At 72.6% G+C, this 13,772-nt stretch carries 12 protein-coding genes; 4 read left to right on the top strand and 8 right to left on the bottom strand.

The window, feature by feature from the left end; translation table 11 throughout:
- Positions 1 to 82 precede the first annotated feature (82 nt).
- Positions 83 to 613, top strand: coding sequence for a hypothetical protein (locus tag IEZ24_RS14950; protein WP_129454769.1), 531 nt, complete (start codon positions 83 to 85; stop codon positions 611 to 613).
- Entirely contained in the window at positions 610 to 1,038 is a 429-nt protein-coding gene (locus tag IEZ24_RS14945; protein WP_129454768.1) for a DUF4439 domain-containing protein, read from the top strand. The genes IEZ24_RS14950 and IEZ24_RS14945 overlap by 4 nt, the downstream gene beginning before the upstream one ends.
- 322 nt (positions 1,039 to 1,360) lie before the next feature.
- On the opposite strand, the gene IEZ24_RS14940 is transcribed toward IEZ24_RS14945, so the two are convergent.
- Together IEZ24_RS14940 and IEZ24_RS14935 are read right to left on the bottom strand one after the other, a co-directional pair.
- Positions 1,361 to 2,086: an HAD family hydrolase gene (locus IEZ24_RS14940; RefSeq protein ID WP_129454767.1), complete on the bottom strand. Its 726-nt coding sequence runs from the start codon at positions 2,084 to 2,086 to the stop codon at positions 1,361 to 1,363.
- A gap of 87 nt (positions 2,087 to 2,173) precedes the next feature.
- Positions 2,174 to 3,949 (bottom strand): proline--tRNA ligase, encoded by a 1,776-nt coding sequence (locus tag IEZ24_RS14935; RefSeq protein WP_224745357.1) that lies wholly within the window; start codon positions 3,947 to 3,949, stop codon positions 2,174 to 2,176.
- A gap of 124 nt (positions 3,950 to 4,073) precedes the next feature.
- On the opposite strand from IEZ24_RS14935, the gene IEZ24_RS14930 reads away from it, so the two are divergent.
- Complete coding sequence (locus IEZ24_RS14930; protein WP_129454766.1) at positions 4,074 to 5,090, top strand: hypothetical protein; 1,017 nt, start codon at positions 4,074 to 4,076, stop codon at positions 5,088 to 5,090.
- A gap of 5 nt (positions 5,091 to 5,095) precedes the next feature.
- On the opposite strand, the gene IEZ24_RS22405 is transcribed toward IEZ24_RS14930, so the two are convergent.
- Entirely contained in the window at positions 5,096 to 7,684 is a 2,589-nt protein-coding gene (locus IEZ24_RS22405) for a CHAT domain-containing protein (protein ID WP_129454765.1), read from the bottom strand.
- Between the two features lie 79 nt (positions 7,685 to 7,763).
- Here IEZ24_RS22405 and IEZ24_RS14920 point away from each other — a divergent pair, with 79 nt between their 5' ends.
- Positions 7,764 to 9,047, top strand: coding sequence for a S8 family peptidase (locus IEZ24_RS14920; protein WP_129454764.1), 1,284 nt, complete (start codon positions 7,764 to 7,766; stop codon positions 9,045 to 9,047).
- Between the two features lie 24 nt (positions 9,048 to 9,071).
- On the opposite strand, the gene IEZ24_RS14915 is transcribed toward IEZ24_RS14920, so the two are convergent.
- The 5 genes from IEZ24_RS14915 to IEZ24_RS14895 form a co-directional block, all read right to left on the bottom strand.
- The gene (locus IEZ24_RS14915) at positions 9,072 to 9,533 is read right to left on the bottom strand and encodes a hypothetical protein (RefSeq protein WP_129454763.1); all 462 of its coding nucleotides are present in this window, start codon (positions 9,531 to 9,533) and stop codon (positions 9,072 to 9,074) included.
- The gene (locus tag IEZ24_RS14910; RefSeq protein ID WP_191192868.1) at positions 9,530 to 10,123 is read right to left on the bottom strand and encodes an RNA polymerase sigma factor; all 594 of its coding nucleotides are present in this window, start codon (positions 10,121 to 10,123) and stop codon (positions 9,530 to 9,532) included. The genes IEZ24_RS14915 and IEZ24_RS14910 overlap by 4 nt, the downstream gene beginning before the upstream one ends.
- A 90-nt stretch (positions 10,124 to 10,213) precedes the next feature.
- Positions 10,214 to 11,065, bottom strand: coding sequence for a GNAT family N-acetyltransferase (locus IEZ24_RS14905; RefSeq protein ID WP_129454761.1), 852 nt, complete (start codon positions 11,063 to 11,065; stop codon positions 10,214 to 10,216).
- Between the two features lie 114 nt (positions 11,066 to 11,179).
- Positions 11,180 to 12,328 (bottom strand): flavodoxin-dependent (E)-4-hydroxy-3-methylbut-2-enyl-diphosphate synthase, encoded by a 1,149-nt coding sequence (ispG, locus tag IEZ24_RS14900; protein ID WP_129454760.1) that lies wholly within the window; start codon positions 12,326 to 12,328, stop codon positions 11,180 to 11,182.
- 83 nt (positions 12,329 to 12,411) lie between these two features.
- Complete coding sequence (locus IEZ24_RS14895) at positions 12,412 to 13,758, bottom strand: M50 family metallopeptidase (protein ID WP_129454759.1); 1,347 nt, start codon at positions 13,756 to 13,758, stop codon at positions 12,412 to 12,414.
- Between the last annotated feature and the right edge of the window lie 14 nt (positions 13,759 to 13,772).

The raw sequence follows: 13,772 nt of genomic DNA, 5'->3' as shown, positions 1-13,772 counted from the left end.
TCACGATAGCGGCCCCCTACCGGGCGTCGACATCCCCGGGCGACCGGTCCGGACCGGAGCGTCGGATGGGTAGGGTTCGGGGGTGCCCGGACGCCCGCTGACCCGTCGTACGGCGGTCGTCTCGGCGGTCGGGTCGGCGCTCACGGCGCCCTTCGTCCTCGCGGCCTGCGACATCGATCCGCCCGCGTCGTCGGACGGGTCGTCCCCGGCCACTCCGCCGCCACCCGAGGACGCCGAGCTCGTGGCGACCGTGGTGGCAGAGCTCGTACGCGCCGGCGCGGTGCTGGAGGCGGCGACCCTGTCGGTCCCCGCCCTCACTCCCCTGCTGGAGCCCGTCGCGGCGGCCCACGCCGACCACCTCGCACTGCTCTCCGGCGCGGTCGCGGACGCCGACGTACCTGCCTCGGAGCCGCCCGCGATCGCCGCCGGTCGGGCACGCGCCCTGGCCGCGGTGCGACGCTCGGAGCAGCGGCTGCAGCGCGCGGTCAGGCAGGCCTGCCTGACCGCCGCGAGCGGCGACCTGGCGCGAGTGCTCGCCAGCGTGGCGGCCTCGACGGCCCAGCACGGCGCGGCCCTCGCGGACCCCGCGGTCGGTCAGGCGGAGGCACCATGAGCACCCTCGACGCCCTCCAGGCCGCGCTCGCCGAGGAGCACGCCACGCTCTGGACCTACGGCGTGCTCGGTGCGCGTACGTCCCAGTCGGCCTCCCCGGCGCTGTACGACGCGGTGACGGCGGCGTACCGGCGCCACCGGGCGCGCCGCGACCAGCTGCGCCTGCTGGTCCGCGACGCCGGCGGCGAGCCCGTCGCGGCAGCCGTCGCCTACGAGCTCGACGGAGCGCTCGTACGTCCGCCGCAGGTCCAGCGGGCCGCGGTCGGCCTCGAGGCGGCCGGCGTGGAGACGCTGCTCGCGCTGGTCGCCCGGTCGAGCGGCGAGGTGCGCGACTGGGCGCTCACCGAGGCGACGTGGTCAGCCGTGTGGCAGCTCGAGCTCGGCGGCGCCGCGCAGACCTGGCCAGGCGCGCCCGAGCTGGACTGAGGGCACGACCGAGGGCTTGGCCGAGAGCTTGGCCGAGAGCTTGGCCGAGAGCTTGGCCGAGAGCTTGGCCGAGAGCTTGGCCGATGAACCGCCCCGGGAACGGGAAAGCGGCCCGCGGCCTCAACCCTTGGGAAAGTCCCGAGATCTCTCCCAAGGGCCGAGGACGCGGACCGCCTGATGGGGTTGGTCAGCATCACCCTGTGTCGGCCGGCCTGTGGGGTGGCCGGTTCGACATGCACAATCATGCATTCGATCCCGGGCGAACGTAAGCACATCTCACTTGCATGTTCCTGCAACGCACGAAGTTGCAGAAGTGCCGCGCTCAGGGGGCGTCGAGGCGCCGTACGACCCCGGGGACCTCGGCCAGCGACATGACGGTCGCGTCCGGGTCGCCCTCGGTGTGCCCGACCTGGGCGGGCGGGATGGTGCTGTGCGGCACGTGGATGGCCCGCAGGCCGGCGTTGTGGGCGCCCCACACGTCGTCGAAGAGCCGGTCCCCGACGTAGACGCACGCGGCCGGGTCGCTCACGCCCACCGCCTCCATCGCGGCGCCGAACGCCTTCGGCGAGGGCTTCGTCCACGGGATCTCGCTGGTGTAGACGTCACCGTCGACCAGGTCGTAGACACCGTCGCGCTCGAAGAAGCCCACGTGCCACTCACGCGGCCAGACGGTGTTGGACAGCACGCCGACCTTGAGCCCCATCCCCCGGAGCTCCTCCCACATCGGCCGCACCTCGGGGTCGGTCGAGGTGTGCGGCTCCCAGAAGTCGTAGTAGGCGGACAGCAAATCGGGGTCGTGGTCGAGCCCCGCCTCGGCGAAGAGGTCGGCGATGGTCGCGCTCTGCTGGTGGTCGCGGCTGCGTCCCCAGACGACGTCACCCGCGCGGTGCAGACGTGCCGCGTGGGCGTGGTGGTCGTCGTCGGGCGTGGGCGTGCGGCGTACGGCCTCCGCCAGGGCCAGCGACTCGGCATGGAAGTCCACGTCGTGCCAGCGGGTCAGGGTCCCGCCCCAGTCGAAGATGACGGCCTCGATGCGCGTGGAGGTCATGGGGGCGAACCTATCGGGGGACGGACGGCGGGATCGTGGAGGATCCGAGCCACCCGGTGACTCGGATCCTCCACGATCACGGGTGACCTAGCTGCGGACGATCTCGGTGATCCGCGCGACGGCCGAGCCGACGGCGACGTCCTCGCGCTCGCCGGAGCGGCGGTCGCGGACCTCGACGTTGCCGTCGGCGAGGCCGCGGCCGACGGTGACGATCGTGGGCACGCCGATGAGCTCGGCGTCCTTGAACTTCACGCCCGGGCTCACCTTGCCGCGGCGGTCGTCGTAGATCACCTCGACGCCCTGCGCGGCGAGGTCGGCGACCAGCCGCTCGGCGGCGTCGAAGATCGCGTCGTCCTTGCCGGCGGCCACGACGTGCACGTCGGCCGGCGCCACGGCGCGTGGCCAGCACAGGCCCATCTCGTCGAGGGTGTTCTCCGCGATGGCGGCCACGGCGCGCGAGGGGCCGATGCCGTAGGAGCCCATGGTGACGGTGACGAGCTTGCCGTTCTCGTCGAGGACCTGGAGCCCGAGGGCGTCGGCGAACTTGCGGCCGAGCTGGAAGATGTGGCCCATCTCGATGCCGCGCGCGGCCTCGAGGATGCCGTCGCCGCGCGGGCACGGGTCGCCCGCGCGCACCTCGGCGGCCTCGATCGTGCCGTCCGGGGTGAAGTCGCGGCCCACGGTGAGGTCGAGCACGTGGCGACCGGGCTCGTCGGCGCCGGTCACCCAGCGCGTCCCCTCCACGACCCGCGGGTCGACGAGGAACCGGATGCCGGACGTGCCCTTCTCGCCGAGCACGCCGGGGCCGATGTAGCCCTTCACGAGGTCGGGGTACTTCGCGAAGTCCTCCTCGTTGAACGGCCGGAACTCCGCCGGGTAGAGGGTCGCCTCGAGCCGCTTGGGGTCGACCTCGCGGTCGCCGGGGACGCCGATGGCGAGCGGCTCGCTGGTGCCGTCGAGCTGGGTGACCACCATCAGCACGTTCTTGAGCGTGTCCTCTGCCGCCCACGGGCGGTCCTCGCGCGGGAACGAGCGGTTGAGCAGCTCGACCAGCGAGTCGATGGTGGGCGTGTCGGGGGTGTCCTCGACGTGCGCGTCGGGCGCGTCGTCGTACGGCACCGGCGCGGGGGACGGCGTCTCGACGGCCTCGACGTTGGCGGCGAACCCGCATGCGGGGCAGGTGACGTAGGTGTCCTCGCCGACCGCCGCCTTGGCGAGGAACTCCTCGGACTTCGAGCCGCCCATCGCGCCGGCGTGCGCCCGCACGATGACGTACTCGAAGCCGAGCTTGTCGAAGATGCGGATGTAGGCCTCACGGTGCTTGGCGTACGACGCGTCGAGGCCGGCGTCGTCGACGTCGAACGAGTAGGAGTCCTTCATGATGAACTCGCGCCCGCGCAGCAGGCCGGCGCGCGGGCGGGCCTCGTCGCGGTACTTCGTCTGGATCTGGTAGATCGAGAGCGGCAGGTCCTTGTAGGACGAGTAGAGGTCCTTCACCACGAGGGTGAACATCTCCTCGTGGGTGGGGCCGAGGAGGTAGTCGCCGCCCTTGCGGTCCTGGAGACGGAAGATGTTGTCGCCGTACTCGGTCCAGCGGTTGGTCGCCTCGTAGGGCTCACGGGGCAGCAGCGCGGGGAACGACAGCTCCTGCGCGCCGATGTCGTCCATCTCGTCGCGGACGATGTTCTCGATCCTGCGCAGCACCCGCAGGCCGAGCGGGAGCCAGGTGTAGATGCCGGGGGCGGCGCGGCGGATGTAGCCGGCGCGGACCAGCAAGCGGTGGCTCGGGACCTCGGCGTCGTTGGGGTCGTCGCGCAGGGTGCGCACGAACAGGGTCGACATGCGGAGGATGCGGCCAGTCATGGGCGCATGATAGGTGCGGGGCCCACGGCCCAGCGAACCCATGAGGCGGTCGACCCCCGGAGGCGACCGACGACCCCCGCCGGACGTCTCCTCGACGACATCCACGACACCCCGGGGGAACACCATGCGCCACCCACGCCGGACCCGCTCCATGCTCGCAGTCCTCACCACCGTGCTCACCACGATCCTCACCACGACCGCCACGACCGCCACGACCGCCACGACCGCCACGCCGGTGCTGCCCGCCCACGCCGCCGCACCGACCGTCGAGCTCCAGCCGGAGCGGTTGCCGCGTGGCGCCGACATCGGGGTCCCCCACATCGACGACGGCGACTTCGTCGACGGCGACCGGCGCGTCGAGCTGCCCGGGCAGGCCGCCGAGGTGATCGGCCGCTCCGGCGACGCCTGGCTCGTCGGCACCTACGACGTCGACCCCATGCGCAACCGGCGTGTCGTGCGCGTCGAGGCGGACGGCACTCTGCGCCCCGTCCTCCGCGGGCTGGACCCGTGGGAGGTGGTGCTCACTGCAGACGGCAGCCGGCTCGTCGCCGTGCCCCGCCCCCGACTGCGGGGGTCGGTCGTCAACGTCTGGGCCGCCGACGACGGGAGCCTGCTCGCCCAGCGCGAGTTCTCCGGCTACCTGGGCGTCGTGGACGCCGACGAGCGCCGGGTGCTGCTGCACATCAACCGTCGGCTGCTGTGGTGGCGGGTCGCGAGCGACCGCGTGCGCACGCTCACGCGGAAGTACCCCAACGCGGCCAGCATCGAGCACGACCTGATCAGCCTCTACACCAAGGACCCCTACCGCGGCGGCTGCACGAAGCTGGTGCGGCTCAGCGACCTGCACGACACCCTGTGGGAGTCGTGCCGCGATCGGATCGCGGACATCTCGCCCGACGGGGCGCAGATGTTCACGATGCGCATCCTCACCGACGGCCTCGGCGCCGACGAGATCCGCCTGCGCGAGATCGACGGCACGAGGTTGGCGACCTACACCACGGGCTGGTTCAGCGACTGGGCGTGGGAGTCGCCCACGACCGTGCTGCTGAAGGTCAACGGCACGAAGAAGGCGGCGACCGTGCGCTGCACCCTCGACGCCTGCGAGAACGCGACCGACCCGGTGAAGGTCCAGATGCCCTGACCCTCTCAGGTCCCCAGGACCGTGAACGAGGCGGCGGTCGCGGCCAGCACCGGGTCGCCGGCCGCGGCCTCGCGGGCGGCGAGCATCGCGTCGCCCAGTCCGCCGCCCTGCCGCAGCCTCGCGTGCAGCGCGACCATGACGTCGACGGTCGCGGCGTCGTCGACCTCGGCGAGGCTGGAGACGACCCCGGCGGTGCCCATCGACAGCAGTGCGGCGGCCAGGCCGAGGAGCTCCTGGTCGCCGACGGGCTGCATGACGCCGGACTCGCAGGCCGACAGCACGACCCGGTGGGGCGGGCGCTCGAGGCGCTGGAGGTCGTGCACCAGCAGCGGGCCGTCGGCGAGGGTGAGTGAGGAGAAGAGCGGGCTGTCCTCGCGGAAGTGGCCGTGGGCCGCGACGTGGGCCAGCGACGCGCCGTCGAGCGCGGCGAGCGCGGCAGCCACGGTCGCGGCGTCGCCGTCGAGCACCTCTGCGCCGGGGTCCTCCGCGGCCACCGCGGGCACCTCGGCCCCACCGCTCCCGAGGCCCGGCCCGACCAGCATCACGCGCCGGTCGTCGTCCGCGGGCCGCGCGGACCTCGCCCGCAGCCACAGCCGGGCAGAGGGGGTGCTGGTGACCGGCCGGTGCGCCAGCGACGGCAGCAGCCCCCACGGCACGCCCTGCAGCGCAGCGGTGCCGGACACCACGATGCGGGACTCCCCCACCCCGTCGAGCGCCGCACCGAGCAGCGAGCGCTCGAGCCGGGCCCCGGCGACGTCCAGCTGGGCCCGGCGGCCGCGCGCGGCCTGGCGCAGCGTGAAGAGGGCGAAGTCCACGGCCTTCGCGGCGGCATCGGCCTCGCCGACGACGCGGTGCCGTACGCGCCCACGCCCTGCGGTGAGTGCGTGGAGGACGCCGTCGACCTCCGTGAGCTCGACCATGACCGTGTCGTCATCCGCGAGCCCGTCAAGAAGCACCCTGACGTCGAGGCTCGCCGCCGTCTCCCCGGACCCCCGCTCCTGCAGCAGCCGGCGCCGCACGGTCTGCTCGAGCCGGGTCGCTCGCGCCTCGAGCGGGCCCGTGGGCGAGCCGTCCGCGCGAGCCTCGTCCAGGCGGCGCCGCTGCGCGCGCAGGGCAGCCAGGTCCGCTGCGGTCTGCGGGTCGTGGCGGGCCGTCCTCGCCGGCGTGGAGAGCGCCGTGGCCCGCCATCGCTCAGACCACCGCAGCACCTGCCGCGCGTCGCGACGCTCGATCGCGATCCGGGTGCCGAGCTCGGCGAGCGCCGCGCCGTGTCCAGCCGCCCCGGCCCGCAGCTCCTGGCTGCCGAGGGTCGCGTGGTGCTCGTCCAGCGCCCGCAACCCCAGCTCGCACGCGCGGAGCACACCGCCCGAGTCGCCGGCCGCCTCCCGCGCCCGGGCCTCCGCCAACCAGCCGAGCGCACGGACCGAGCCTGTGGCGGCCCTGCGGAAGGTCGCCGCCTCCGCGAGCCATGCGGACGCGAGCCCGTCGGCGCGCGACGACCGGACGCGGCTCGCCAGGCTCGCCCCGAGCAGCAGCGCCTGCGGCAGCTGCGGAGCGCCGGCCTCCCGCATCGCGGGAACGACCCGCTCCACCCGACGCAGCAAGGAGGCGGCCGGGGCCCCGGCCCGGTCCCGGGCAGTGATCGACAACAGGTCGGCCTCGAGCCTGTGGACGTCGCGAGACTGTCCGCGCAGCATGGCCGATCCGTCTTCCGCGGCCGAGACGGCGCGGTCCCAGTCCCCTGCTGCGAGGGCGACCTCGGCCACGGCCACGAGCAGGTCGGCCTGCTCCCGCGGCTGCAGGGGGCGTGCGACGAGTGCCGCCTCGACCACCGCCAGGGCGTCCCCCGCGAGTCCACCGGCCAGGTAGGCCACCGCCTGGTCGATGACGAGGTCGACCATGGTCACGCCCATCTCGTCCAAGATCGCCGCAGCCGCGGCGTAACGCTCCAGCGCCTCTGGCAGGTCGCCCCCGACGGATGCGAGCCAGCCGATGTTGAGCTCGCTGACGGCCACGTCGATCGGATTGTGCAGGGCGGCCGAGATCTCGCCGTAGCGGGCGAACGCCCGGGCAGCCGACGCGAGGTCCCCCGTCTTGGCGTCGACGAGTCCCTGCAGGTTGAGCGCTCGCGCCTCCCACACCTGGTCACCGGCGCCCGCGAACAGCCGGCGTGCCTGGCGCAGGTCCTCGGCGCTCTCCTCGAAGCGGGCGAGGACCTGGCCCAGCACGTGGGCGCGCCGCACCAGCACCCGCGCCAACGGCACGCCCTCGACCGCGGTCACGGCGTCGTCGAGGTGCCGCAGCCCCTCCCGCATCCGTCCGGCGAGGCACAACGAGCCGCCCAGGGTCGCCATGGCGTCGGCCGACCGGTCGGCATCACCTGAGCGGTACGCCAGCCACAGGGCCGTGCGCAGCTCGGCCAGTGCAGCATCCGTGTCACCGAGGTCGCGCAGCACGATCCCGACGACCTGGTGCCCGATCGAGGCGAGCGCCGGGTCCGGGCTCGGCACGAGGACCTTCGCCGCACGTGCGCGCGCTGCCCGCGGGTCGGAGAACAGGTTGCGGAGCAGCTCTTCTGCCTCGTCACGCTCCACTCGCCCATCCTCGCTGATCGGCACCGGAAACTGTGCGAAACCGGCATACGCCGCGCGCGACCGGCGCTAGCGTCGAACCATGGCGAGCGACTGGAAGATCGGCAGCGACGAGCGACGGCGTGCAACGGACCAGCTGCGGAGCTTCCGCACGGCCAACGACGGACAGGTGGCGTGGGACACCGAGGCCCCCGCCGACTTCACCTACCTCTTCCATCCGCACCGCGTGCTCGTGCGCGCCGCGGACGCCGCGAGCTTCGAAGGTCTCGTGGCCCAGCTGGGCGAGCGGGTCCTGACCGGCGAGCTGCGCCGCGACGATGTCTCGCTGCTGGACGGTGAGCTCGTGCGCTACGTGCTGCCCGAGCGTCGTGACGGCCAGTCGGTCCCGGAGGTGCTCGACTTCTTCGAGGAGAACGGGCTGCAGCGCGGCGCGGCGTCGCCCGACCACTGGGTGCACGTCGCTCCGGGAGGCGGCGGCGGCCTCCTGTGCCCGGCCATCGAGCCCCAGGAGACCGGCCTCACCGAGCCGTGGCCACCGGTCGCCCCGCAGGAGAAGGGGCACGAGGTCAGCGTGGTGGTCGTCGACACCGGCTGGCACCCGCCCGCCGCGAACGACCCCCGTACGCCGTGGCTGAAGGGCGTCGACGGCGACGACGAGCTCAACGGCCCGGACCTGCGCCCGTACGCCGGCCACGGCACGTTCATCGCCGGTGTGGTGCGGTGCGTGGCCCCGGTGACGAAGGTGTTCGTCGAGGGGTTCGCCATCGGCGGCGTCGGTGGCGGCGGCATCCTCGAGTCCGACCTCGTGGTGCAGCTCGAGGAGGCCCTCGCCCACGACCCGCAGGTGATCAACCTCTCGGCCGGGTGCCGCACCCGGCTCGACCTTCCGTCGATCGCGCTCGAGACGTTCTACCGCACCAGGCTGCGCAAGCGGGACTGCGTGCTCGTGGCTGCCGCCGGCAACGACTCGTGGGCGGCGCCGTTCTGGCCCGCAGCCTTCGACTGGTGCGTCGGCGTCGGCTCGCTCGACCGCGACGGCCGGGTCTCGGCGTACTCCAACTTCGGCGTCTCCGCGGACGTCTACGCCCTCGGGCGCAACCTCGTGAACGCCTTCCCCGACGGCACGTTCGAGTGCAACGAGACCCCGGACAAGGGCGACGTCCGGGTCTTCAGCACCGGAATGGCGCGGTGGAGCGGGACGTCGTTCGCCGCTCCGGTCGTGGCAGGCCTCATCGCCCGGGAGATCAGCGAGACGGGCTCGTCCGCCACGGACGCCCGCGACGCGGTCCTGGCCCGCGCCGCCTATGACTCCGACCCGACGATCGGTCCGCTGATGGAGCTGCGGCAGCCCTATCCCCGTCCCTGACCGGCCGGGCCCGTCGGGCAGCTCTCAGAGCTCGACCCAGCGGCTGCTGATCGCCTTGCGGCGGTGGCGGACGGTGAAGCGGATCGACCCCGTCGGCTCGGCGGCGATCGCGAAGAACCCGACCTCGTCGAGGCCGGTCGTCCAGCTCTGCCCGTCGGTGGTCTCGACGACGACCTCGACGGTCGCCAGGTCACCGTCGAAGTCGAGGAGCTGGCCGCGCACCTGGCCCTCGTCGAGCTCGGCGTCGAGCGACCAGCCCTCCGCGGCGGTGAAGTAGAGGATGCGGGACGTGCCGAGCCCCCGCACCTGGGCGGCTGGCTCGTCGGCGGAGTCGCGCACGAGGACGAGCATCTCCCACTCGGTGTCGAGGTCGGCGGCCGCGACGACCGCGATCATCGTCGGGACCAGGTCGGGCGGCGGCGGGTCGTAGGTCGTCCACATGTCACGGAGCTCCTCGAGCAGTGCGGCGTCGTTCGCGGCAGTCATCGCTCGCCTCCTCGCGTCAGGGCGGTCCGGACCTTGGCCAGGCAGCGGGCCCGCGTGGGCCCGATGCTCCCGACGGGCATGTCGAGCTCCTGGCTGAGCGACTGGTAGTCGGGGCGGTCCATGAAGGCCACGACCCGCAGGAGCTTGCGGCACCGCTCGTCGACGGACGCCACGGCACCCCAGAGCCGTGATGCCTCGTCGTCGAGCACGGCGAGGGCCTCGGCCGACTCCACGTCGGGGAGCGCGGCGTGCAGCGTCTCGTCCTGCACCGGAGTCGCACGGCGTGCGGTCCGGGCGTGTGCGGCTGCGCCGCGCCTGGCTGAGGTGATCAGCCAGGACGCGACCGCCTGCGGGTCCTCGATGGTCGCGTGCAGTCGTACGAAGCCGAGCCAGGTCGCCTGGACGACGTCCTCGGCGGCCTCGCGGTCGAGACCGTACGCCCGCACCACGTGCCACAGGACCGGTGTCATCGCGGCAACCAGCTCGTCCACCGCGCCGGCGTCCCCCGAACGCCAGGCGATGAACGCCCCACTGGCCATGTCCCACGGTGACAGCCCGGACTGCCCCTCAGTCCTTCGGTCCTCTGACATGGCGACCATTGTCCCCATGTCAGCACAGGTGTGCGTACACCCCTGCGTGATACGGACGGGGCAGATCTTTTTTTGCCGAGTGCCCTGCGCCTAGAACATGAGGGTCGCGAAGGTCGCGGTCTGCTCGAAGCCGACCCGGGCGTACGCCGCCCGCGCGGGCGTGTTCCACTCGTTGACGTAGAGCGAGACCACGGGCGCCATCCCCGAGCCGAGGACGTGGGAGACGACCGCGGCCATGCCGCTGGTGGACAACCCCTCGCCACGGCGGTCCGGGCGCACCCAGACGCCCTGCACCTGCGCGGCGTACGGCGTCACGCAGGCCACCTCCGCCTTGAAGACCACCCCGTCGTCGTCGAAGCTCGCCAGCGACCACCCGCGGCTGATGAGCTGCTGGATCCGCGCCCGGTAGAGGTCGCCCCCGCCCGCGTCGTTCTCCGGGGAGACGCCGACCTCCTCGGTGTACATCGCCACGCACGCGGGGTAGAGCACCTCCAGGTCGCGCGGGGTGTTGGGGCGTACGTCGGGGGCCGCCGGCACGGCAGGCGGCCGGGCGATCTCGAGGTGGGGCTGGGCGGCCCGGATCTCGCGGGGGCGGGACCAGCGCGGCTCGATGAGCTCCCACAGGGCGGTGACGACGTCGCTGGGGCCCACGATCGTGCCGACGGTGCCGCGGCGGCGCAGCGCGACGTCGGCGAAGGCCCCCACGTCGTCGGGCGTGCACTGCACCGGGACGAGGTTGGCGCCGAGGTGGCACCCGGCGACGAGCTCGTCGCCCTCGAACCGCCCCCACACCTGTCCGCCGAGCCAGCGCTCGTCGAGGTTGGTGAGGCGGGCGCGGTAGTCGGCGAAGACGTTGACGACCGGGTCCTGCTCCGCGAGCGCGATGAAGGCGTCCCGGTCACCCGGGCCCAGCACGCGCACCTGCTCGCGGGTCCTCAGCACGCTTGGAGCCTAGTGGGAACCGCGTAGGGCGACCTCGCAGAGCGAGGCCGTCTCACGACACGCTGACGGAGGCCTCCGCACCGTGGGGTGCCTCAGAGGTCGGCGAGCACGTCGTCAGCCGACGCTGACGACGGGCTCGCCGCCGTCAAGGGCCTCCATGCCCTCGGCGATGCGCATGGCCTCCTCGATGAGGGTCTCCACGATCTGCGACTCGGGGACGGTCTTGATGACCTCGCCCTTGACGAAGATCTGGCCCTTGCCGTTGCCCGAGGCGACACCGAGGTCGGCCTCGCGGGCCTCACCGGGACCGTTGACGACGCAGCCCATGACCGCGACGCGCAGCGGCACCTCCATGCCCTCGAGCCCGGCGGTGACCTCCTCGGCGAGCTTGTAGACGTCGACCTGCGCGCGCCCGCAGGAGGGGCAGGAGACGATCTCGAGGCGGCGCGGCTTGAGGTTGAGCGACTCGAGGATCTGGATGCCGACCTTGACCTCCTCGACCGGCGGGGCGGAGAGCGAGACGCGGATCGTGTCGCCGATGCCCTTGCTGAGCAGGTGGCCGAACGCGACCGCGGACTTGATCGTGCCCTGGAAGGCCGGGCCCGCCTCGGTGACGCCGAGGTGCAGCGGCCAGTCGCCGGCCTCGGCGAGCAGCTCGTAGGCGCGGACCATCACGACCGGGTCGTTGTGCTTGACCGAGATCTTGAAGTCGTGGAAGTCGTGCTCCTCGAAGAGGCTGGCCTCCCACACCGCGGACTCGACGAGCGCCTCGGGCGTGGCCTTGCCGTACTTGTCGAGGATCCGCTTGTCGAGCGAGCCGGCGTTGACGCCGATGCGGATCGAGGTGCCGCGGTCCTTGGCGGCCTTGGCGATCTCCTTGACCTGGTCGTCGAACTTGCGGATGTTGCCGGGGTTGACCCGGACGGCCGCACAGCCGGCGTCGATGGCCGCGAAGACGTACTTGGGCTGGAAGTGGATGTCGGCGATGACCGGGATCTGGGACTTCTGCGCGATGGCCGGCAGCGCGTCGGCGTCGTCCTGGCTGGGGCACGCCACGCGCACGATGTCGCAGCCGGAGGCCGTCAGCTCGGCGATCTGCTGGAGCGTGCTGTTGACGTCGGAGGTCAGGGTGGTCGTCATCGACTGGACCGAGATCGGCGACTCGCTGCCGACGCCCACGGACCCCACCTTGATCTGGCGGGTCTTGCGGCGCGGGGCCAGGACGGGGGGCGGGAGGGCAGGCATGCCAAGGCCGACGGTCATGACTGTCATCGTACGGGCCGGGCCGTGGGATCCCCGCGCCGCCGAGGTCCCCGCCCGAGCGGTGCGGGGCCGGCGTACGGGCCTCAGCTCAGGCGCAGCGGCACGACGATGTCGGCGACGATCAGCACCACGCCCATGACGAGCATCGCGAGCCCCACGACGTACGCCACTGGCAGCAGCCGGGCGACGTCGACGTGACCCGGGTCGGGGCGGCCGAGGAGCCGGGCGACCCCGCGCTTGAGGCCTTCGTACAGGGCACCGGCGATGTGGCCGCCGTCGAGCGGCAGCAGCGGCACGAAGTTGAACATGCCGATGAAGAAGTTGAAGCTCGCGACCAGGAAGAGCAGCGTCACGATCTTCTCGGTGAGCGGGAACGCCTCGCTGGCCGCGGCCTCCCCCGCGAACCGGCCGCCGCCCACGATCGAGACCGGGCTCTCGGGGTCGCGCTCCTGGAGCCCGACGACCGCCCGGCCGACCTCGTAGACCTTCACGGGGAGCTGGCCGAGCGCCTGGACCGTCTCGACGGTCATCGTCCCCATCTGCGCGGTCGTGTAGATCAGGCCGCCGGTCTCGAAGCGCGTCTCGGGCTGCACGCCGAGGAAGCCGACCTCGGTGAGGGTCTCGTCCTCGATCGACGTCTGGCGCAGCGTGACCGTGGTGTTGGTGGTCAGCGTGAGCTGCTCGTCACCGCGCCGCACCTCGATGACGGCGTCGCCGTCGGCGTTGCCGCGGATCAGCGACTGGAAGCTCTCCCAGTCGCGGAACGGGGTGCCGTTGAAGCTGAGGATCTCGTCGCCGGGCTGGATCCCGGCCTCCTTCGCCGGGGTAGGCGGGTCGTCGGCAGTGCAGGCACGACCCTGCTCCTCGACGGGGATCACGCACTCGGGGACCGCCGCGACCGTGGGCTCGACGACCTCGTCGCGCGGGTTGCCGTAGGTGGCGAAGAGGATCGTGAACAGGCCGAACGCGATGGCGATGTTGACCGTCGGGCCACCCGCCATCACGATCACCTTCTTCCACCAGGCCAGGCGGTAGAAGAGCCGGTCGGTGTCGTGCTGCTTGACGTACTCCCACTCCGCGGCGCGCGCGTCGGAGATCAGCTGGGTGAACATCCCCGTGTTGGAGCGGCGCACCTTGTGCACCGGCTCGCCGTCCTCGTCGTACGTCGTCTCCTCGACGAGGTGCTCGGCACCCGGCGGGAGCATGCCGACGATCTTGACGTAGCCGCCGAGCGGGATCGCCTTGATGCCGTACTCGGTGTCGCCGACCTGCCTGCTCCACACGGTGGGGCCGAAGCCGATGAACCACTGCGGCACCTTGCAGCCGAACTTCTTCGCCGGCACCAGGTGGCCGAACTCGTGGAGCCCGATGGAGACCAGGATCGCCAGGACGAAGGTGACGACACCCAGGGTGTAGAGCAGGGCGGTCATGTGCGCAGATCCTT

Origin of the sequence: Nocardioides ganghwensis (genome assembly GCF_014779655.1) — a bacterium.
Taxonomy (GTDB): Bacteria; Actinomycetota; Actinomycetes; order Propionibacteriales; family Nocardioidaceae; genus Nocardioides; species Nocardioides ganghwensis.
This window is presented reverse-complemented; position numbering and strand designations above follow the sequence as displayed.

Coding starts and splice junctions, on each gene's coding strand:
- IEZ24_RS14940 (WP_129454767.1), bottom strand. CDS start 2,086: ATGACCTCCACGCGCATCGAGGCCGTCATCTTCGACTGGGGCGGGACC.
- IEZ24_RS14945 (WP_129454768.1), top strand. CDS start 610: ATGAGCACCCTCGACGCCCTCCAGGCCGCGCTCGCCGAGGAGCACGCC.
- IEZ24_RS14935 (WP_224745357.1), bottom strand. CDS start 3,949: ATGACTGGCCGCATCCTCCGCATGTCGACCCTGTTCGTGCGCACCCTG.
- ispG (WP_129454760.1), bottom strand. CDS start 12,328: ATGACCGTCGGCCTTGGCATGCCTGCCCTCCCGCCCCCCGTCCTGGCC.
- IEZ24_RS14915 (WP_129454763.1), bottom strand. CDS start 9,533: ATGACTGCCGCGAACGACGCCGCACTGCTCGAGGAGCTCCGTGACATG.
- IEZ24_RS14910 (WP_191192868.1), bottom strand. CDS start 10,123: ATGTCAGAGGACCGAAGGACTGAGGGGCAGTCCGGGCTGTCACCGTGG.
- IEZ24_RS14930 (WP_129454766.1), top strand. CDS start 4,074: ATGCGCCACCCACGCCGGACCCGCTCCATGCTCGCAGTCCTCACCACC.
- IEZ24_RS14920 (WP_129454764.1), top strand. CDS start 7,764: ATGGCGAGCGACTGGAAGATCGGCAGCGACGAGCGACGGCGTGCAACG.
- IEZ24_RS14895 (WP_129454759.1), bottom strand. CDS start 13,758: ATGACCGCCCTGCTCTACACCCTGGGTGTCGTCACCTTCGTCCTGGCG.